This is a genomic window from Methyloprofundus sp. (assembly GCF_965251085.1).
Lineage (GTDB): Bacteria > Pseudomonadota > Gammaproteobacteria > Methylococcales > Methylomonadaceae > Methyloprofundus.
Genome location: NZ_OZ252594.1, coordinates 1,380,781 through 1,399,173 on the forward strand (window position 1 = coordinate 1,380,781; position 18,393 = coordinate 1,399,173).

Annotated in this window: 15 protein-coding genes; 4 read left to right on the forward strand and 11 right to left on the reverse strand. The window is 42.5% G+C overall.

What is annotated here, in order from left to right:
- Positions 1–13: 13 nt before the first annotated feature.
- The 11 genes from ACQY3F_RS06275 to phoB all read right to left on the reverse strand — a co-directional run bounded on the left by ACQY3F_RS06275 (position 14) and on the right by phoB (position 13,952).
- Entirely contained in the window at positions 14–922 is a 909-nt protein-coding gene (locus tag ACQY3F_RS06275; RefSeq protein ID WP_428354050.1) for a TIGR01777 family oxidoreductase, read from the reverse strand.
- Between the two features lie 331 nt (positions 923–1,253).
- Positions 1,254–2,027 (reverse strand): cell division protein ZapD, encoded by a 774-nt coding sequence (zapD, locus tag ACQY3F_RS06280; RefSeq protein ID WP_428354051.1) that lies wholly within the window; start codon positions 2,025–2,027, stop codon positions 1,254–1,256.
- Positions 2,024–2,617 carry a dephospho-CoA kinase gene (gene coaE, locus ACQY3F_RS06285; protein ID WP_428354052.1) on the reverse strand — a complete coding sequence of 198 codons (594 nt, stop codon included), beginning with the start codon at positions 2,615–2,617 and terminating at the stop codon, positions 2,024–2,026. The genes zapD and coaE overlap by 4 nt, the downstream gene beginning before the upstream one ends.
- Positions 2,618–2,623: 6 nt before the next feature.
- On the reverse strand, positions 2,624–3,496 hold the full coding sequence (locus tag ACQY3F_RS06290; RefSeq protein ID WP_428354053.1) for a prepilin peptidase: 873 nt from the start codon (positions 3,494–3,496) through the stop codon (positions 2,624–2,626).
- 308 nt (positions 3,497–3,804) lie between these two features.
- Positions 3,805–5,025, reverse strand: a complete 1,221-nt coding sequence (locus ACQY3F_RS06295; RefSeq protein ID WP_428354054.1) for a type II secretion system F family protein — start codon at positions 5,023–5,025, stop codon at positions 3,805–3,807.
- Between the two features lie 2 nt (positions 5,026–5,027).
- The gene (gene pilB, locus ACQY3F_RS06300) at positions 5,028–6,737 is read right to left on the reverse strand and encodes a type IV-A pilus assembly ATPase PilB (RefSeq protein WP_428354055.1); all 1,710 of its coding nucleotides are present in this window, start codon (positions 6,735–6,737) and stop codon (positions 5,028–5,030) included.
- A 211-nt stretch (positions 6,738–6,948) separates the two neighbouring features.
- Positions 6,949–8,751 carry an IS1634 family transposase gene (locus ACQY3F_RS06305; RefSeq protein WP_428354056.1) on the reverse strand — a complete coding sequence of 601 codons (1,803 nt, stop codon included), beginning with the start codon at positions 8,749–8,751 and terminating at the stop codon, positions 6,949–6,951.
- A gap of 307 nt (positions 8,752–9,058) precedes the next feature.
- Complete coding sequence (locus ACQY3F_RS06310) at positions 9,059–9,724, reverse strand: multicopper oxidase domain-containing protein (protein ID WP_428354057.1); 666 nt, start codon at positions 9,722–9,724, stop codon at positions 9,059–9,061.
- Positions 9,721–11,376 (reverse strand): multicopper oxidase domain-containing protein, encoded by a 1,656-nt coding sequence (locus ACQY3F_RS06315; protein WP_428354058.1) that lies wholly within the window; start codon positions 11,374–11,376, stop codon positions 9,721–9,723. Before ACQY3F_RS06315 ends, ACQY3F_RS06310 begins: the two co-directional genes overlap by 4 nt.
- A 606-nt stretch (positions 11,377–11,982) precedes the next feature.
- A complete protein-coding gene (phoR, locus tag ACQY3F_RS06320) occupies positions 11,983–13,257 on the reverse strand; it encodes a phosphate regulon sensor histidine kinase PhoR (protein WP_428354059.1) in 1,275 nt (424 codons plus the stop codon).
- Positions 13,257–13,952, reverse strand: a complete 696-nt coding sequence (phoB, locus tag ACQY3F_RS06325; RefSeq protein WP_428354060.1) for a phosphate regulon transcriptional regulator PhoB — start codon at positions 13,950–13,952, stop codon at positions 13,257–13,259. Before phoB ends, phoR begins: the two co-directional genes overlap by 1 nt.
- An 831-nt stretch (positions 13,953–14,783) precedes the next feature.
- Between phoB and ACQY3F_RS06330 the strand changes: the two genes are divergently transcribed.
- From ACQY3F_RS06330 to ACQY3F_RS06345, 4 genes are all read left to right on the forward strand, one after another.
- The gene (locus ACQY3F_RS06330; RefSeq protein WP_428354061.1) at positions 14,784–15,173 is read left to right on the forward strand and encodes a DUF4156 domain-containing protein; all 390 of its coding nucleotides are present in this window, start codon (positions 14,784–14,786) and stop codon (positions 15,171–15,173) included.
- A 261-nt stretch (positions 15,174–15,434) separates the two neighbouring features.
- Positions 15,435–17,156 (forward strand): IS66 family transposase, encoded by a 1,722-nt coding sequence (gene tnpC, locus ACQY3F_RS06335; RefSeq protein WP_428354062.1) that lies wholly within the window; start codon positions 15,435–15,437, stop codon positions 17,154–17,156.
- The gene (locus tag ACQY3F_RS06340) at positions 17,153–17,617 is read left to right on the forward strand and encodes a hypothetical protein (protein ID WP_428354063.1); all 465 of its coding nucleotides are present in this window, start codon (positions 17,153–17,155) and stop codon (positions 17,615–17,617) included. Before tnpC ends, ACQY3F_RS06340 begins: the two co-directional genes overlap by 4 nt.
- Complete coding sequence (locus ACQY3F_RS06345; RefSeq protein WP_428354064.1) at positions 17,508–18,011, forward strand: Druantia anti-phage system protein DruA; 504 nt, start codon at positions 17,508–17,510, stop codon at positions 18,009–18,011. Before ACQY3F_RS06340 ends, ACQY3F_RS06345 begins: the two co-directional genes overlap by 110 nt.
- Positions 18,012–18,393: the final 382 nt, after the last annotated feature.

Consider the following 18,393-nt stretch of genomic DNA (forward strand, 5'->3'; position numbering starts at 1 on the left):
AGGCAAGTCCTTGTTACGGCTGTTCCTCTATCAGGCAATGTTTGAGTGAACTATCCAGATCAGGGTAGTTAAACTTAAACCCCTGTTCTAATAATTTAAAGGGGAGTACATTTTGACTCCCTAAAAGCAGTTCGGACATTTCGCCCATTGCTAACTTGAGAAGTATTGCGGGAATGGGGAGCATTGCAGGCCTATGCAAATGTTTAGCCAGGCGACTAGTGAAAATTTTATTGCGCACAGGGTCCGGGGCTGTAGCATTGTAAGCTCCGTGCATTTCGGGAGTGTTTATCATAGCTAAGGCGATATTTATCCAGTCATCACGGTCTATCCAGGACATCCATTGTTGTCCATTTCCTATCCGCCCACCTAAACCCAGTTTAAATGGGCCTAGCATACGTTGTAACATGCCGCCTTCTGCTGCTAATACCAGACCAGTACGCATTAAGCAGACTCTAACGCCGTATGTTTCGGCTGTTAGTGCTGCTTGCTCCCAGTCGAGACATAATTGATGTGCAAAATCATCTAGTGCAGGGGAAGATTCATGTAAAGCAGTATCCCCCTGATTGCCATAATAACCCGTGGCTGATCCACTAATTAGCAAGTCAGGTTTGTGTTGCATAATATCGATAGCACTAACCAATTGGTTAGTTAGGCCTACACGGCTCTTTATTATTTCTTGTTTACGTTTAGCGCTCCAGCGTTTATATATAATAGGCGCGCCAGCAAGGTTGATAATGATATCGAAATGACTCTGTGCAGTGATTTCACTTAAATTGTTTAAGGTCTGCACTTTATTGCCAAATAATTGGCTGACTTTTTTCTCTGAGCGACTAAGAATGTAAATTTGATTATCTTGAGAGAGCAGCTTTTCAGTGAGTGCCTTGCCGATAAAACCTGTGCCGCCAGTGATGAGAATATTCATAGTATGCCTTAGATTAGTAACTTTTTCGGAAAAGAGACAACTTTTGGGTATAAACGATGCCAAGCATCACTTAGATTTAACTAACAAGTGCTATTCATTTTCTATGCACAAATAGGAACTGTTAACGCAACGTGATTTTGTATTTAAGTCATTATCCTAGAAAAATCAGTTGCTCACGGCTTCTAGCACAAGCTATTGATTCCACAGCACTTCCAAAAAATACCCGATTAACCTACGGGTGAATCTAAGATTTTTTGAAAGTATTATATTAATTCAATGTCTTGCACTATAATTCCGCGCCCAACTGATTTTTCTAGGATTATAAAATGTGCTAAAAAATACAATAGCTAGCTAGAAACTCCACGTCTGTTTCTGCCTGTTTAGGTCTGATATTTCCTGAAGATGAACGCATGAAGCGAGCAGTAAAACGGTGTTTTCCGCCACTAATTTCGACAAAATAGGGAGTGCTTCGTAACAACTTGATAATGAGTATCTGGTAGGGTTGTGTCTGGTCCAGTGTCGCTTGATAAAACCCCATGTGTGCTGTTTCATTCGTAGCGGCACCACTCAAGCGAATAAAGTTTAGAATTAAATCAATTGCTACACGAATAGGTGAAAACAGATTTATCCACATATTCAGGTCTTCATCTTGCCATTGTTTCTCTTGTTCTAGCCAAAAGTGATAAGAAGGAAGATCAAATGAACAGGTTCCACCGGGAATGCTACTACGCTGACTAATGGTCTGGAACAAGTCACTTTTCATACTGGAAAGGTCTATTTTGCCATTCGTTGCATAAAGTATTTTGCTGGTTGAGTTTAAATCATCCAGAATTTTACGTAGCCTTTTAGTATCAATGCCCTCGTGGTTTGATAATTGATTCAGTCTATTGGAATGGCGCTCTAGTTCTTTAAGCGTTTCTGCTTTTAAGTCATGGCGGCTAAAAACTTGTAAAATATCCACCAGCGTACTAACCGTCGCGCGTTTATCCCATATGCCAGAACCAGCGAGGAAATGATCTAGTTGTAAAAAAAGTTGTTCAAGGCGTATAAACACGCGCATGCGTTCATTAAGAGGGAATTCGTAGCTGATATATTCAGTAGTCACTGTGCTTGCTTAAGAAATTGGTCGTGTAAGGTGTTTACTTGTTCGCTAAGGTAACTCATATCGAGAGTATTGTGAATAACACTATCAGCATGAATTAAGCGCTCTGTACGGCCTACCTGGCTGTTGATGATCGCAGTAATTTGCTCTTCACTGAGATTATCTCTTAATTTTACTCTATTAACCTGCATTTCCATAGGGCAGTCTATGACTAAAATATGATCAACCAGCGGCTGCATTCGGGTTTCTAGTAGTAGAGGAACCGAAATAATAACATACGCGCTAGTCAGTTGGTTGAGCTGTCTGTCTATTTCTGCGTAAACGAGAGGATGCATAATATTTTCCAGTTGCTGTTTTTTTTCAGTATCCTGGAAAATACTTTCACGTAACAGGCCTCTATTTAAACTGCCATTCGCATTGATACAGGCGGCTCCAAAAACAGTCTGAATTTTTTTTAAAGCTGGCTGGCCTGGGACAACTAATGCATAAGCAATTTCATCGGCATCAATAACAGGAATGGTGTAATGCTTAAATAGATCGGAAACAGTTGATTTGCCACAGCCAATGCCGCCGGTAAGTCCTACTTTGTACATGTTTATTTATAATAAGCCGGTCTGAGTTAAATACAGCCTGTTCAGTTGCTCGCCCCATAATAAAGCGATCCAGCCGGCTATGGCGAGATAAGGCCCAAAAGGAATAGGAATATTTTTATCTCGGTTGACGAAAATAATCATTGATGTACCGATAATGGCTCCGACTAAAGAGGAGAACAGTATGATTAATGGCAGATATTGCCAACCTAGCCACGCGCCAAATAAGGCGAGTAATTTAAAATCACCATACCCCATGCCTTCTTTACCGGTAAGCAGTTTAAATAACTGATAAATAGTCCATAGGAATAAGTATCCTGCAATGGCACCCATAATACTCGATACTGGATCGGTGAAAATATTGAACAGGCTTAAAAATAAGCCTAGCCAGAGCATTGGTAACACAATGTTATCGGGTAATAATTGGTGGTCAAAATCAATACCGCTTAGAGCGATTAATGTCCAGGTTAAGATCAGAGCGAACAGAGTTTCCGTTTGGCCGCCGAGCTGGTAGGCAACAATAACAGACAATAGCCCGGTAAGTGCTTCGATAAATGGGTAGCGTAGAGAAATACTAGTTTTACAATGGGCACATTTACCTTTTAAAAACAGATAGCTGAATACTGGAATATTTTGCAAGGCGGTTATTTCTGCATTACATGCCGGGCAATGAGAGCCAGGGAGGGCAAGGTTAAATATTTCAGCAGACTTTTCTACGGGAAGCTCAAGAAATTCCTGACATTCCTGCTTCCAGCCGCGCTGTAATATTATGGGTAGCCGGTATATAACGACATTAAGAAAGCTGCCAATCATTAGGCCTATAATGCCAACGATGGGGCATAGTAACTCGGGTGAATTTAGAACAATAGAATAGGGTGACATATAGCTTTTGAGAAAATAAATATAAAGTGGGTATACTTCGCACTGTCACGGATGCGCATTTCTAGCGCCTGAGTTTTGCCGATAACTACGTTGCTGAAACTTTTACGTAGCAATCTATGCGCCAGTTTCAGCGTCCCCGTATCAAGTACGGGGCAGGCTTTGCTATCGACAAAAACCAGCTCAGTATACAACCGCATCCGTGACCGCACGAAGTATAAATCCGGCGACCATCACAGCGAATTCAAAAAGGCTGGTAATATCCATTTTGAATAAGTTGGGTATTAAACCTGTGTGGTTTCCCCTCAGGCTTAGCCTATAGCCGCGCCAAGTTTGAAGATTGGTAAGTACATAGCAACAATTAATCCACCTACTAAAATACCTAGAATAACCATGATAAAAGGTTCCATTAGGCTGCTCAGGTTATCCACTAGATTATCGACTTCTTCTTCATAAAAATCTGCGACTTTATGTAGCATTTTATCAATAGCCCCTGACTCTTCACCGATGGCCAACATTTGTACCACCATATGCGGGAATAAATGAGTTTGTGTCATGGCATATTGCAAGCTTTCGCCGGTAGCAACATTTTCACGCATTTGCATAACAGCCTTGTAATATACGATATTACCTGTTGCGCCGGCTACGGATTCTAAAGCATCTACTAAGGGGACACCAGCAGCAGACATGGTTGATAAGGTGCGAGCGAAACGAGCAATAGCTGATTTATGCAGGATCATGCCAATAATAGGGAGCTTCAGCAGGACGCGGTCAATAAAATAATTAAAGGATTTCGAGCGTTTTTTGAAATACATGAAAACATAGACGGCCGCTACAATAAAACCGACTAGATAATACCAATAGTTAACCATCCAGTCAGAAATACCCATTACCCATAAAGTAAAACTAGGTAGGTCTGCACCAAAACTGTCAAATAGGTCCTTAAAAACCGGGATAACAAATATCAGCATAATAGCGGTTACAATAAAGGCAACAACAATAACAGCAATCGGATAGGTTAACGCTTTTCTGATTTTGGCCTTGATTGTTTCGGTTTTTTCTTTATAGGTCGCTATTTTATCCAGTAAGCTTTCAAGTATTCCGGCATGTTCTCCTGCTTCGATTAAATTACAATATAATTCATCAAAATAGATGGGACGTTTCTTAAGCGCCTGAGCTAAAGTATCTCCTTCCTCAATATCGTTCTTGATAGCAAATAACATTTCAGCCATAGCAGGGTTTTCATTTCCTTTGGCTATAATATCAAATGCTTGTACCAGTGGAATCCCTGATTCTAGCATTGTTGCAAGTTGCCTGGAAAATACTGCAATATCTTTGCTGGAAATTGATGATCTTGCTTTAGAAAATAACGGTTTTGGTTTTTTCTTGAGTGCAATAATACGGGTACCCTGGCGGCGTAGTTCTGCACGGGCAACCGTTTCACTGAGTGCTGAGAGTTCCCCTTTTATAACTTTGCCTTGTTTGTTTTTTCCTTTCCAGACAAAATCTATTTGAGTTAGGTTATCTGCCATAATTATTCTCTGGTTACTCGGTCTATTTCTTCAATTGAGGTTATGCCGTGCATGACTTTTACTAAACCAGACCGGCGTAGATCATTGAAGCCTTCTGTAGCTGCTTGCTCTGCAAGCTTGATGGCATTATCACCGGCTAAAATATGGGTGCGCATCTCGTCACTGATGGGCATAACTTGATAAATACCCACACGGCCTTTATAACCACCATTACAATGATCACAGCCAACTGCTGTATAGGCTTTAAAAGTACCTATCTCTTGTTGACTAAAGCCAGCATCCAGTAAAATTTTATCTGGATACTTTGCATCTGTTTTACACCGCTCACACAAGCGCCGAGCAAGCCTCTGTGCCATGATCAGTAATATTGAAGAAACGATATTGTAAGCTGGGACTCCCATTTGCAATAGCCGATTCAAGGTTTGAGGCGCATCGTTTGTATGTAAGGTAGAGAGTACCATGTGGCCTGTTTGTGCTGCTTTTATAGCAATATCTGCTGTTTCCAGGTCACGAATCTCCCCGACCATAATGACATCGGGATCTTGACGCAAGAAGGCTCTTAGAGCGATGGGGAAAGTCAGGCCTGCTTTGATATTCATATTAACCTGATTAATTCCATCGACAGTAATTTCAACAGGGTCTTCTGCTGTTGAAATATTCCGTTCCAGAGTATTAAGAATATGTAAACCGGTGTACATAGAGACGGTTTTACCACTACCTGTAGGACCCGTAACCAGAATCATGCCATAGGGTTTTTGTATGGCGGCAAGAAATAGTGCTTTTTGTTCAGGTTCAAAACCCAGTTCCTCTATACCCATTTCGGAGCTAGTTGGGTCTAAGATCCGTAAAACTACCTTCTCTCCGAATAGGGTTGGGCAGGTACTTACACGAAAATCGATTGCTCTATTACGTGAGATACGCATTTTGATACGCCCATCTTGAGGTACCCGGCGTTCAGCGATGTCCATTTTGGCCATTACTTTAATTCGCGAAATGATGCGATTGGCAATGATAGGGGGAGGGCTAGCAATTTCATAAAGCATACCATCATTTCTAAAACGAATACGGAAGCTACGCTCATAGGGTTCCAAATGGATATCTGATGCGCCTTTTTTTATGGCATCTAATAAAACCTTATTAACAAAGCGAACAATAGGGGCGTCATCGATATCACTGGTATCTTCTTCTATAACTTGATTGTTACCATCTGTCAGAATAATATTCTCAAGATCGGCATCCAGCAAATCACTCATTGTTGTATCAGCGGCTTCAATAAAAGCCTCGATACTTGTGCTTAGTTTGTCCTCTTCAACCAGAATGATTTCAGTGTTTAAGCGGGTATGAAATTTAATATCATCCAGCGCTTGAATATTGGCAGGGTCAGATACTGCAAGAAATAAGCGATTGCCTCTCTGGAAAAGAGGTAGGACATGATGTTGACGTATAAGTTTTTCGCTAACCAGGTTATACGGAAGAATAGTTTTATCTATCGCAGACAGGTCAAAAAAAGGCACGCCAAATTCAGTAGAGATGTGACTGGCAGCTACTTTTGCATCGAGTAGCTTGTTGTTAACTAAATAGCTGATAAGCGGTATTTCGCTTTGCTGAGCCTTTTTAGTATGGGCTTCAGCTTCAGCTTCAGTTAATAAGCCTTCTTTTAAGATACATTTTAGGACACCACTAAACTGTAACTCAGATGAATTTGCTACCATAAATTGGATATTATTATTATATGTAACCTACAAATATAGATGAAACTTAGTTATTAGCCAAGTAATTCCTTAATATTCGTAAATATTCGACCAACACATACTACCTAGCCCATCTTTCGATTTCAGTGACAACAACTCATTTAAAAACAATTAGATACGCACAATCCGGCCTTGGTGTTGGCACTACAGATTTTTTTATTTTGAATTAAAGCTAAATCAATGTTTTTTTAACACCTCCTGGCAGCGCTGAAATTTCCAGTGCTTTATAAATAACGGATTGTCGCGGCTCTGCATTCGTTGCTTTCCTTAAATGAATCGTCTTCCCGTCTTCTCGCCGTAAAATAACAGTAATGCGCTGCTGGTTTTCCATGGTCCGTCGAATTGTTTGCCAGCTATCATTAATATGTTCAGCCTTGAGTTGATAACGAAGGGTCTGGACGAGATGATAGGCAATGAGAGTGATAAAGATATGCCCATTAACCCGTTCTTCTTTTCGATGGTAGATAGGGCGTAGCACGAGTTCACTTTTTAAACTGCGAAAAACACTTTCTAGATCGGTTAGCATGGTGTAGGTGCGCCAGAGCGTTTCTTCATTCCAGTCGGTCAGGTTGGTGCGTAAGCAATAGACTCCAGGGTGGGTTGCCTGCGAGTTGGCTTTTTCCATACGCTTCCAGCTGATTGAGTTGGCCTTGTCTCCTTCATCATCAGGTACGACCGTTACTTCATAGTGCTGTGCTGCACGCGCGTATTTTTCCTTTATGCGTCCCAGCCGTTCTAACACTTTTGTATAATTTTTTGTGGTTCCTTTTTTGCTCAATCCAGCATGCAGGCTGTTGAGTGCGGTTTCATATTTTTCTGAAAAACTATCCTGCATGGCTTGTTCTTTCTTTTCCCTGAGTTGCGAGTGACAGTACAGTTCAATTTCTCCGGTCTCTTCTACAGTCACTTTTTGAACTTTTACGCGTTGCCCCGGAATATCTTTGATCAGAGTTGCCTTTTCTTCATCGAAATCCCGCTTGCGTTTGCGTGAGACAACAATATAGTGAAAGCCATGCTCAATGAGATACTGGATGTTTTCTTCACTGGCAATGCCTGCATCAAGTATCACAGTGGATCCTGTTCGCCCTTCCAGTCCTTCAAGTATGGTTTGCAGGGTTTGTGGTTCACTTGCATTACCTGGGAAGATCTGGCTTTTACGTGGAAAGCCACTGCCATCAAGCACCAGCCCTAATGTAACCAGGGGACAGTCACTGCGCTTTTCCTTGGAGCGGCCTCTTTTTGCTTTTGGGTTTGTTTTGGCTTCGCCTTCAAAGAATGTATTTGTCAGATCATAAAGCGTGATGGTTTCATTGAAGCTGAATAGGTCCCGCGCCTGCTGGTATAAATGAGTTTCAATGGCTTCCCGGTGTTTCCATAATTGGTCGGATACCTGATACAGACGATCCAGCCCCATGTCTTCGAAGTCATAGTCGATTAACTCACCGAGGCCGCTGGTTGTCTGCAGCCAGCCGTGTGTGGCTAATTCACTTGCAGGACAGGCCATGCGAGCAATGATAGTACCGAGGGAGGCGGCAAGCTGGTGCTGGTTAAACCCCAGAGATTTCAATTTATCATCCAGGGTTAACTGCCTTACAGCGTGCAACGCTATTTGCTCGACTCCCACACGGCGCGGTCGTACAAGCTCTAAACTGCCGATATCAACGGTCTCAAAGTGAACGCTATCGTCAAGGGTTGTACTTCGGGATGTGATGATTTGAGTGGCGTAATATTGTGCCCGTGTTTCGAGTGATTCCTCTCGGTCAATAGTGAGCCAGTCAGTCTGTGCTGTCAGTAATTGATCAATACGACTTGATAATGACTTCCACTGGGACTTGGGCACATCGAAGAAACGACCCAGATTAAGCAGGGTACGTTGCTTGACCTTGCCATCAATTCGCTCGGACTCAACTAGCCGAAACGTTTTGTAGGTCTCGCCAGTTGCCTTGGTTCGGGTCGTTGTGCATCGGGTATACATACTTGAATTTTTCCATAAAAATCAAGTGAATGCAACTATTTTTGTTATGTATGGCACTACGCTTTGCTTGGAAATGCAAATGTTTGTAATGATTAGGTTTTTATTTTTTATCCTATTAAAATAGACCTGTTAGTGGTTTTTGAGCGAAAAACGACTGAACATGGGTTAAGAATAACTCCTTCTCCAGAGGGAGACGGTTGGGATGAGGGGATTATAAATGCTTGATTTTATCCTCCTCACCCAACCCTCTCCAGCAAGAGAGGGCTAATGTCAACAGCATTGCCGCGGCGGGGCGTGAGAACTGGTTTTAGGGTTTAGGCTCTTGCTCTGTTCTTGCAGCTAAAATATTGCTGAACAGTCGTACTAGCAGCGCACCGATAACCATACTAAAAAACAAAGCCAGCCAGGTGTAGTCTGTATTTTTAATGGGATATAGATCGGGAAACAAGGGAGGGGTTAGGCCTAGAATACTATCTAAATCTCCGTTACCTTTACCTACTTTTAGCTGAGCTTTCATGCCTTTTTCAGTGTGTTGCGAGACTTCGCAGTGGATGTAATAGGTATAATCACGGCTGGGTACGATGAATGAGCCGGTTTTCTGGCCTTTGCCATAGAGTTCTATGGTGAACATGCCTTTTGGGTACAGATAGCCCGGCAAGCCATGAATCATGAATTGATGGCGGATATCATCTTCATTAATAAAGGTCACATTGACCCGTGCGCAGGGAGGGACTTGCCAGTCTCGTTTATCATAGGTAAACATTTTACCGGCAAAGTCCTTAGCAAATTTTTTGCCGCCGTGAATGGTAATATTTATATCTTCTGAGATTTCCTTGCAGTCCCTAGGCAATTTATCGGGGTTATTGTTCATGATCATGCCTTTATCATCCATCATCATGCCGCCATGATTCATTGCTGCAAAAGCGGGTGTGTTTGCTATAAAGGTGAGTAGCAGTAGTATGACTTGCTTCATGAGTCGAGCCTTTTCAAACCACGAATAATAAATACAATTAACCCGATAGTCAGGCCCACTAATAAACCAAATAATAGTATGCGCAGGTAATCAGGCGGGAGCTCGCCTGCTTCAAGTTTCCCCCAAAGTGGTCGCTCTTTTGCATAATAACTATTAGTAAGTACTTCATCTAATGCGTCGTCACGTAATTCGGATGGCATGCCTTGTTCGTTGAGCAGGCTTTCATATACGAGTAGGGCAATATTTCCACCTGGGCTCATGCCGTCATTGGCAACCCCCATTTCTACATGATCATGAAATAACCACACACCTTCGCCATAGCTGTGTAGGCCATCATTAACGGTTTGCAGATGTAAATCGATGCGTTGCGCAGCGGATAATCCATACACGTCACGAGTGATTTGTGCGGCTGGATTCTGGCTTACGCCATCATAGTCGGTAATTGTGGCTTTATGTCCGTGTATGTGTATAGCTATATTGCTATGCTGGGTGTTGGCTATACGCAGTTTAATGTCTTCATTTGGCTTAGCGATTATCAGCGCATCACGCAAGGTGTAAGGAAATGAATGGCCGTTGAGCATAAAATAATTTTCATTCGATTCACTCATATTGTAGACACGGTGCATTTGTTTGGAGATCACCCGTATATCATTGGATTGCTGTATGGTTTTAGCCAGGTTTTTATCTATCGATTGATAATGTAAATCATATTCGCGATCATACTTTTCCTTAATCGCCACCGAAGAATGACGTACATGCCCAGCTCCTACGTTAAAGGTCTGCACCCAGTTATTAGGTCTGTTTTCTTCCACCACAAACATACCGTTTAAGCCCATCATTAAATGTTTATCGGTTTGTACATGGCAGTGGTAAAGCATGGTGCCAGCATGGCGTGGCTTGAGTTCATAAGTACGGGTAGCACCGGGCATTACCGGCTTTTCACCGGTGATAGGGACACCATCATTATCACCCCCGGAAGGTGTTTTAAACGCATGGTCAACCCCGTGAAAATGCAGGGTATGCGGGAAATAATGTGTGTTTTCCAGGGTAATATAGACTTTGTCGCCTTGTTCCACACGAATGACCGGGGAGGGCGCGCGTAAGATCGCATTGGCTTTAATAGAGCGAAAATTTTTCACGCTCATGCCGCGTAATTTAGGGGAAAATGCCCACATACCTGGTTGTATTCCCGGGGCTATATCATAAGTAGGAAAAAAGCCGGAGCTATCGGGAGTGGCGCCATTAAGTTCCAGCACTTCCAGTTTGATACGAATAATATCCGGGTCGCCATCGCCATCCAGGTCATCGCTTTTAGTTAACGAGTCTTCGGCTATATGAGTATTCATAATGGTGCGCATGGAAACATTGTTCATGCCGCGCACAAAAGCAGCGATATTATAGGGATTGTCGGGGTCGCAAAGTAAGGATTCAGAAATTTCAACATCGTCTATAACTTGGGCTGCCCGCCATTCCGGGTGCAGATTCAAGCAGGGTTTATCGATTTTTTGCGCCTGGCTAAGTTGCGGGTGCTGTCCTGTGGGTAAATTGATGCCTGCCGCACGTTGAAAAAATTCAGGTTGTAGCCACACGCATAGGGCAATCAGCGCGAAAACAATAGGTACAAGGCGATAAAAAAAAGATTTGTTGTGCATAGAAGGCAGGAGTTGGGTCGATAATAAGCATACTCAAAGCATCCATGCCATTGATTGGTTATCTGAAACAGTATAATCAATCTCTTATAATAGCACGGTTCTATGCTTGGTGGTATACTTCGCGCGGTCATGAATGCGGAAATATAGTGAGCTGATTTTTGTCGATAGCAAGGCTCTGAAACTGGCGCATAGCTGGCTACGTAACGGTTTCAGCAACCTAGCTATCGGCAAAAACTCAGCCGCTAGAAATCCGCAGTCGTGAGCGCGTAAAGTATGATATTCAGGAGTCTCTGTAGCCCTTATGAAGCTTGGGTAATACGGAGAGGTCAATGCATAAATTCTTTTCTTAGAGAGCGGTGTTATTGCGGCTCATCATGCGAACAATGATGGGTTTCACTCGTGCTCTCACGAGTCGTAAAAAGACACGCTACCCATCCTATACGAAATCTTAGAATAAATAATGATTCACCGTTGCCTACAATTGACTCATTTAAATTTATGCTATCAGATTATAATCTCCAGGATCGGGAGTGCTGATAGGGAGAATTGGCAGCGAAGTATAAGCAAAGAATTGCTAAGAAATTTTTGAGTATAAGGGGGAAATCCTTAGCAAAAGCGCTGCTTGGGAAATACACAGCTAAAACAGCTCCCTTTACCCACTGTACTGCTGATTTTAAGCTGTGCATTGTGCTTTGCGAGGGCGTGTTTGACAATAGACAGACCCAGTCCGGTACCCTGTTTTTCATTTTCTCGTTGAGCATCAACGCGATAAAAACGTTCGGTGATTTTTGGCACCTCGATCTCCGGGATGCCTTCGCCTTGATCTGTTATATCCAGAATGACGTAATTAGCTGATTCGTACCATTGCACGGTAACAATGGATTCTTCGGCAGAATATTTCAGCGCATTGACGACAAGATTAGAAAAAGCACTACGCAACTCCTGATCATCGCCAACTAGGTTGATATCTGTTTCGATAAACAGCTCGATACGACTATTTAGACGTTCCAGAGCGCTACTTTCCTGGCAAATTTGCTTTAAAAGGGGTTTGATCTCCACACATTTATTTTGCGATTTTCTGGTTTCCAGGTTTGCCAATAACAGCAGATCATCCACTAGATGTTGCATACGTAGTGTTTGATTGAGCATTTGTTGTATAGAATGAATTAATAGCGGTGACTGGTCATCACCCAAATCTTCTAACGTTTCCAGGTAGCCCTTTAAAACAGTGAGCGGAGTGCGTAACTCATGCGAGATATTATCAACAAAATTTTTACGCATGCGCTCGATGTTTTTTAAAAAAGTGACATCATGCGCGACTAATAAATGAGCATTCTGGGCATAGCTTACAATCTTGAGTTGTAAGGTAAGCTGCTCATTCACGGGTGATTTAATACTTAATACAGTATCAGGGTCTTTTTTACTTAAAAACTCAACAAAGGCCGGAGAGCGGATTAAATTAGGAATGCGCTGGCCCTTATCCTTTTTTTTAAAGCCTAGAGCTTTTTTTGCAGAGTCATTAAACCATGAAATTTCATCGTTTTCTCCGATGACTACAATGGCATCAGGTAAAGCTGAAGTAGATTTACGGAATTCTTCAATAATACGACTGAGCTTTTTTTTGCGTTTTTTATCCGCTTTTTTCAGGCGAAAAATATGATAATAAATTTCATCCCAAAGTCCGCTGCTAGAGGGGTATTCTGCTTTAGCTCCAGATCTTAACCAGCCTTCTAATTGATTGAGTAAAAATGCCTGACGCAGAATAAATGCGATGCAGATAATAAGTAATAGGTTTAAGAAGTTCCCGATAAAAATACTCGCTATCGCAGCTAATAAAATCGTGATTGAAAGGCGTAATAAGTCTTTATTCCAATAAGCCATTAGTTATTTTTTACGGAAAATCGGTAACCAAATCCTCGCACTGTCTGTAACCAGTCTTCACGTTGATATTGAGCTAGTATTTTTCTGAGACGACGAATATGTACGTCGACTGTTCTTTCTTCTATGTATACACTGCGCCCCCAGACTTGATCCAATAGCTGTGTGCGATTATAGACTTTATCCGGGTGGGTCAGGAAAAAGCTGAGTAACCTAAACTCGGTTGGACTGACATCAACTTCTTTATCAGAAATGCTGACACGATGTTGCTCGGTATCCAATACGATATCCTGAAATTTAATTTGCGTTAAATCGTGAATTTTACCACTTCTGCGCAAAACTGCTTTGATTCTTGAAACCAGTTCTTTTGGTGAGAAGGGTTTGGTTACGTAATCATCAGCGCCAAAATCCAGGCCGCGAATTTTATCTGCTTCTTCGCCTTTAGCCGTAACCAGGATAATCGGTAGGTCACGATAATTTTCATTAGACTTTAAACGTCGAGTCCATTCGTCTCCCGTTATACCTGGCAACATCCAGTCTAATAAAATTAGGTCAGGAATGTTGTCATTCAGTATTTCCTGGGCCTGGTTTACATCAGCTGCTTCTAGTACATTAAAGTCGTATTGCTGTAATACCAAAACCAGCATGCTGCGAATATCTTTCTCATCTTCAACGACTAATATTGTAAATTGACTCATATTATATTTAGCATCCTGTTAAGCTGAACTATTGTATACCTTTTAGTGTGACGGTTTTATGACAATCAACTTGTCTTATGGCTGTGTCAGCCGCTTGTATGCTCCGTTTTAATTGTTTAGGGATTTTAATTCAATAAGAACACACCTGACAAAAGTGTCGGTGTCGAGTCTTAAAGGGCAAGCAAGGGTGTAATTAGCTAGCTTAAAGGCAGAGGGGGGAACAATGCTGTTGACTTAAGAATAAGCTCCTTCTCCAGAGGGAGAAGGTTGGGATGAGGGGATTATCAATGCATGATTTTATACTCCTCACCCAACCCAGCAAGAGAGGGCTTAAGTCAACAGCATTGACTGGGGGAAACCCCTTGTAGTTTTGGACATAGTTAATTAAAAGCGTTGATGTCTAGTCGTTTTTTTAGCTGAATAGCTGTCTAATTTAGCAACAAATTTTATTTAATTGGGTCTAAAGGTTTTGCCTTTCTGGGAGCTCTGGTGCATGATTACTAGAATTACATTTCAAAGTTAAATCCGCCTTACAAACTTCGCTCGCCAAATGTCATATAGGGTATGAAAAGTTACTGAGGTATTTTTTATCATTCGTTATATACTTCGCGCGATCACTATACATCCGCATCCGTGACCGCGCGAAGTATAACTGTTGTGGGAGTAGATAATATGACTAATAAGATCCTGTTATTCGTGGCTTTGGTAATGATAAGTGGGTGTGATGATGTTCCAGGGCAATATCGGCATAACAAGAATCATCATGACCAACAAGAGCAGAAAAATAGCCAGATTAAGGCTGATGATCAATAAAATAAGTTTATTATTTCCATGATTATAAAACCTGTATTACCTATTACGCTAATGCTTGTTACTGTCATCAGCTGTGCGATTTCCCTGCAGGAAGGGGCGGAAATTGTTGAATTGATTTATATTAAGCCTAATGATGATAGCTGTCGATTTATAGGTCAGACTTCTGCATCAGATGGCGGCATGGTATCGGGGGATTTTATGACAGATGCCAAGATATACAGAAGCACTGCTAATTTAATGAAGAACAAAGCCTATGATATGGGAGGGAATGTGGTTTATATACAGCAACAATTTAATAAAAACGCAACATTAACCAAAACCTTGACCAATCAAACGATGATTGGTTTTGTTTATCAATGCCAGGTGCCAAGGTATTCAAACGAAGAAATCCACGGTGAAAGACTTTAGCCTATCTTTCGACATTATTATTCAAACCTATACAAAACAATTACTTAAAATTTTTTATGGCACTACGTATTTTCATTTTTCTCATAGTTATTTTAATAAATTCAAGTGTTTACATGGTGTAATTATATCTTAGATGAAGAGAAGTTTGAAATTAAAAAAATTTGCAGTGCCATACAAGTAAATATTCGACTAACCCATCTATACAGCAATAAATAAAAAGAGTACGGGACACATCATCCAAAACCCTGTATAAAGGTGTTCATGGAAAGTGCCTCCCAACATTCAGCAGCGTGTCCGCAACGCATAGAGACAGGAGAAATCACAAAGTCTCCCTTTGCTCAAATTGTCATTGAACTGACACAAGCAGAGTATATACAGCTTAAATGGGATGCAAACTATTGGAAAGGACAGTATCACCAGGTCAAACAGAAAAATGAAGATCTTAAGCTAGAGCTTGAATCTGCACAGGCACGCATTCGAGACTTGAAACAACGCCTATTTGGCAAAAAAACTGAAAAAGGCGTTGCCAAGAGAAATAGTTCTGGAAGACATAATCATACTGATACACCTCGGCCTCGTGGCCAGCAAAAAGGTAGCAAGGGACACGGGCGCACTCCCCGTCCTGATTTGCCGATTATTGAAGAAGAGCATGACATTGCTGCTGAAAACACGTTGTGCCTAGTTTGTACAAAACCCTACAAGCTTCTGTCACAGACAGAGGATTCAAATATTGTTGAAATAAAGGTTAACAGCTATATTCGTCGTGTCAAACGAAAGGTGACTGTTCAGGGCTGTCAATGCGAGGGAGTCACCGGATTGATTACAGCTCCTCCTGCACCACGTCTTATCCCCAAAAGTGGTATTGGCATCTCGGTATGGAGAGAAGTTCTGCTTAACAAGTTTCTGTTCTCACGAGCACTCAATAATTTGTGTACAGATTACACACATCGAGGTCTATGCATTGCCCCTGGCACACTCACGGGTGGATTACAGAAGATAGCTCCGCTATTCGAACCGCTCGTCAATGAACTGGTTAAAAAACAACTCACCGAAGATCTATTCCATAATGATGAAACCGGCTGGAAAGTGTTTGAAATCATAGAGGGAAAAACGGGCTACCGCTGGTGGTTGTGGGTCACTCAGTCCCGTTCGGTAGTCTATTACATACTGGCACCTAGCCGTAGTGGTGATATACCCATCAAGTATTTTTCCGGACTGGATAAACACCTGGAACAGGTCATTGTGGTCTGTGATCGTTATAAAGGTTACATTCGGCTGGCACGGGAAATTCCACAGATCATACTGGCTTTCTGCTGGGCACATGTCCGCCGTGACTTTCTGGATGCCGCCAGAAGCTATCCGAAACTTGAAGCATGGATGCTTGATTGGGTCGAACTCATTGCCGAACTCTATCATCTTAACAAGCAACGCCTGAAAGAGTGGGACGAAACAAAAAGCCTGGAAACCCAGAATCAAGACTTCAAGCAACACCATCAAGCCCTTGCACAGGCAAGCCAAAAGATGAAAGAGCGCTACGCGCATTTACTGGAAGCGGAGAAAGAGAACAAAAACCTAGAGCGCATTCAATGCAAGATCCTAAACAGCCTGAATAACCACTGGAAAGGATTGATGGTATTTGTGGCTAATCCCCAGGTGCCCATGGACAACAATATCGCCGAGCGGCGTATGCGTAATCCCGGTATGGGGCGTAAAAACTATTATGGTTCAGGGAGTCAATGGAGTGCCAGACTGGCAGCCATGATGTTTTCACTGTTTCAGACAATCCTGTTATGGGGATTGAACCCACATCACTGGCTTCACGACTATCTAGATGCCTGTGCGAATAATGGTGGGCAGCCTCCCTCAGACATCCGCCCGTTTATTCCCTGGATGATGAGCGAGTCGCGCAAACAGCAGTTGAGCAAACCCTTGCCTGAACTGACTGCGACTCCACTCGAGTCAGAACAGCCCCAATCACCATGACACGGTATTGTGGACGAAACTTTAGCGAGCAGGAACTGGAACAGATGCGGAAATTGATTGCCGAGGATGCTGGGCGCACGCGTGCCGAACTTTCGCGCCTGACCTGCAGGATGCTTGATTGGTACAAGCCTGATGGGGGGCTCAAGGATATGTCATGCCGTGTTGCCATGCTGCGCATGGCAGAAGATGGACTTATCGCTCTGCCGCCACCACGGCGCAAACCACCCCCGCGACAGAAACTCAACTTTACTGAACAGACGGACCCGCAACCAGCGATCCTCCGGCCTGTTCATGAACTTGCGGCCATCCAGCTTTGTCCAGTCATCACCCGTGATCATTCACGACTATGGAATGAGTACATACATCGCTACCAACTACCTGGGGCACAAGCCGCTACCCGGCGCACAGCTTCGCTACTTCGTCATCCTCGACGAGCAAATTATTGCAGCGCTCGGTTTTAGTGCGGCCGCCTGGCAAACGGCACCACGTGATCAGTTTATTGGCTGGAGCCACGAACAGCGGCAAAAAAACCTGCCGTTAGTCGTGAACAATGCCCGTTTTCTGATTATGCCCTGGGTGAAATCCAAAAATCTTGCTTCCACTATTTTATCCATGATAGCTCGTCGCCTTCCTACACAATGGGAAGAGCGTTATGGCATCCGTCCGGTGTTACTGGAAACTTTTGTTGATACCGAGCGATTTGCAGGGACTTGTTACAAAGCCGCCAACTGGATCTACGTAGGTAAAACCAAAGGGCGCGGCAAGTTGGGACCTGCTGGTAAACAAAGCGTACCCATCAAAGACTTATGGCTTTATCCGCTGTGTCGTCAGTTTAGAAGCCACCTAACTCGCTGATTCTAGGTAGTATGTGTTGGTCGAATATTTACCCATACAAAGGCATATCTTATTGATATTTAACATATTTGTAACTACTCAGACAAGCTGAGTAGTTACAGAAAAATAAACACTGTAGATGGGCAAAGGGCTTCATCCATGCCCATCAACGAAAACTACAAAACGCTTGTTCTATCATGATATTTTTTATCAAATACCTGTGCCTGGCTGGAAGTATACAATCTATTTTAGTAACTCTCAGATACGCTGAGTAGTTACGATTAAAGTTTTATTAAAAAGTCAAAGCACTATACAGAATGCTTTACTTCATGAAGATAAGGCTTGTGTAGAGATTCTTTAAACCCGTTTACCAAACCCGACTTTGGTGGTAACTAAAGTGATT

Excerpts from the sequence above, each read along its gene's own strand:
- ACQY3F_RS06275 (WP_428354050.1), bottom strand. The coding sequence starts at position 922 with ATGAATATTCTCATCACTGGCGGCACAGGTTTTATCGGCAAGGCACTC.
- coaE (WP_428354052.1), bottom strand. The coding sequence starts at position 2,617 with ATGTACAAAGTAGGACTTACCGGCGGCATTGGCTGTGGCAAATCAACT.
- ACQY3F_RS06290 (WP_428354053.1), bottom strand. The coding sequence starts at position 3,496 with ATGTCACCCTATTCTATTGTTCTAAATTCACCCGAGTTACTATGCCCC.
- ACQY3F_RS06295 (WP_428354054.1), bottom strand. The coding sequence starts at position 5,025 with ATGGCAGATAACCTAACTCAAATAGATTTTGTCTGGAAAGGAAAAAAC.
- pilB (WP_428354055.1), bottom strand. The coding sequence starts at position 6,737 with ATGGTAGCAAATTCATCTGAGTTACAGTTTAGTGGTGTCCTAAAATGT.
- ACQY3F_RS06305 (WP_428354056.1), bottom strand. The coding sequence starts at position 8,751 with ATGTATACCCGATGCACAACGACCCGAACCAAGGCAACTGGCGAGACC.
- ACQY3F_RS06310 (WP_428354057.1), bottom strand. The coding sequence starts at position 9,724 with ATGAAGCAAGTCATACTACTGCTACTCACCTTTATAGCAAACACACCC.
- ACQY3F_RS06315 (WP_428354058.1), bottom strand. The coding sequence starts at position 11,376 with ATGCACAACAAATCTTTTTTTTATCGCCTTGTACCTATTGTTTTCGCG.
- phoR (WP_428354059.1), bottom strand. The coding sequence starts at position 13,257 with ATGGCTTATTGGAATAAAGACTTATTACGCCTTTCAATCACGATTTTA.
- phoB (WP_428354060.1), bottom strand. The coding sequence starts at position 13,952 with ATGAGTCAATTTACAATATTAGTCGTTGAAGATGAGAAAGATATTCGC.
- ACQY3F_RS06330 (WP_428354061.1), top strand. The coding sequence starts at position 14,784 with ATGATTATAAAACCTGTATTACCTATTACGCTAATGCTTGTTACTGTC.
- tnpC (WP_428354062.1), top strand. The coding sequence starts at position 15,435 with ATGGAAAGTGCCTCCCAACATTCAGCAGCGTGTCCGCAACGCATAGAG.
- ACQY3F_RS06340 (WP_428354063.1), top strand. The coding sequence starts at position 17,153 with ATGACACGGTATTGTGGACGAAACTTTAGCGAGCAGGAACTGGAACAG.
- ACQY3F_RS06345 (WP_428354064.1), top strand. The coding sequence starts at position 17,508 with ATGAGTACATACATCGCTACCAACTACCTGGGGCACAAGCCGCTACCC.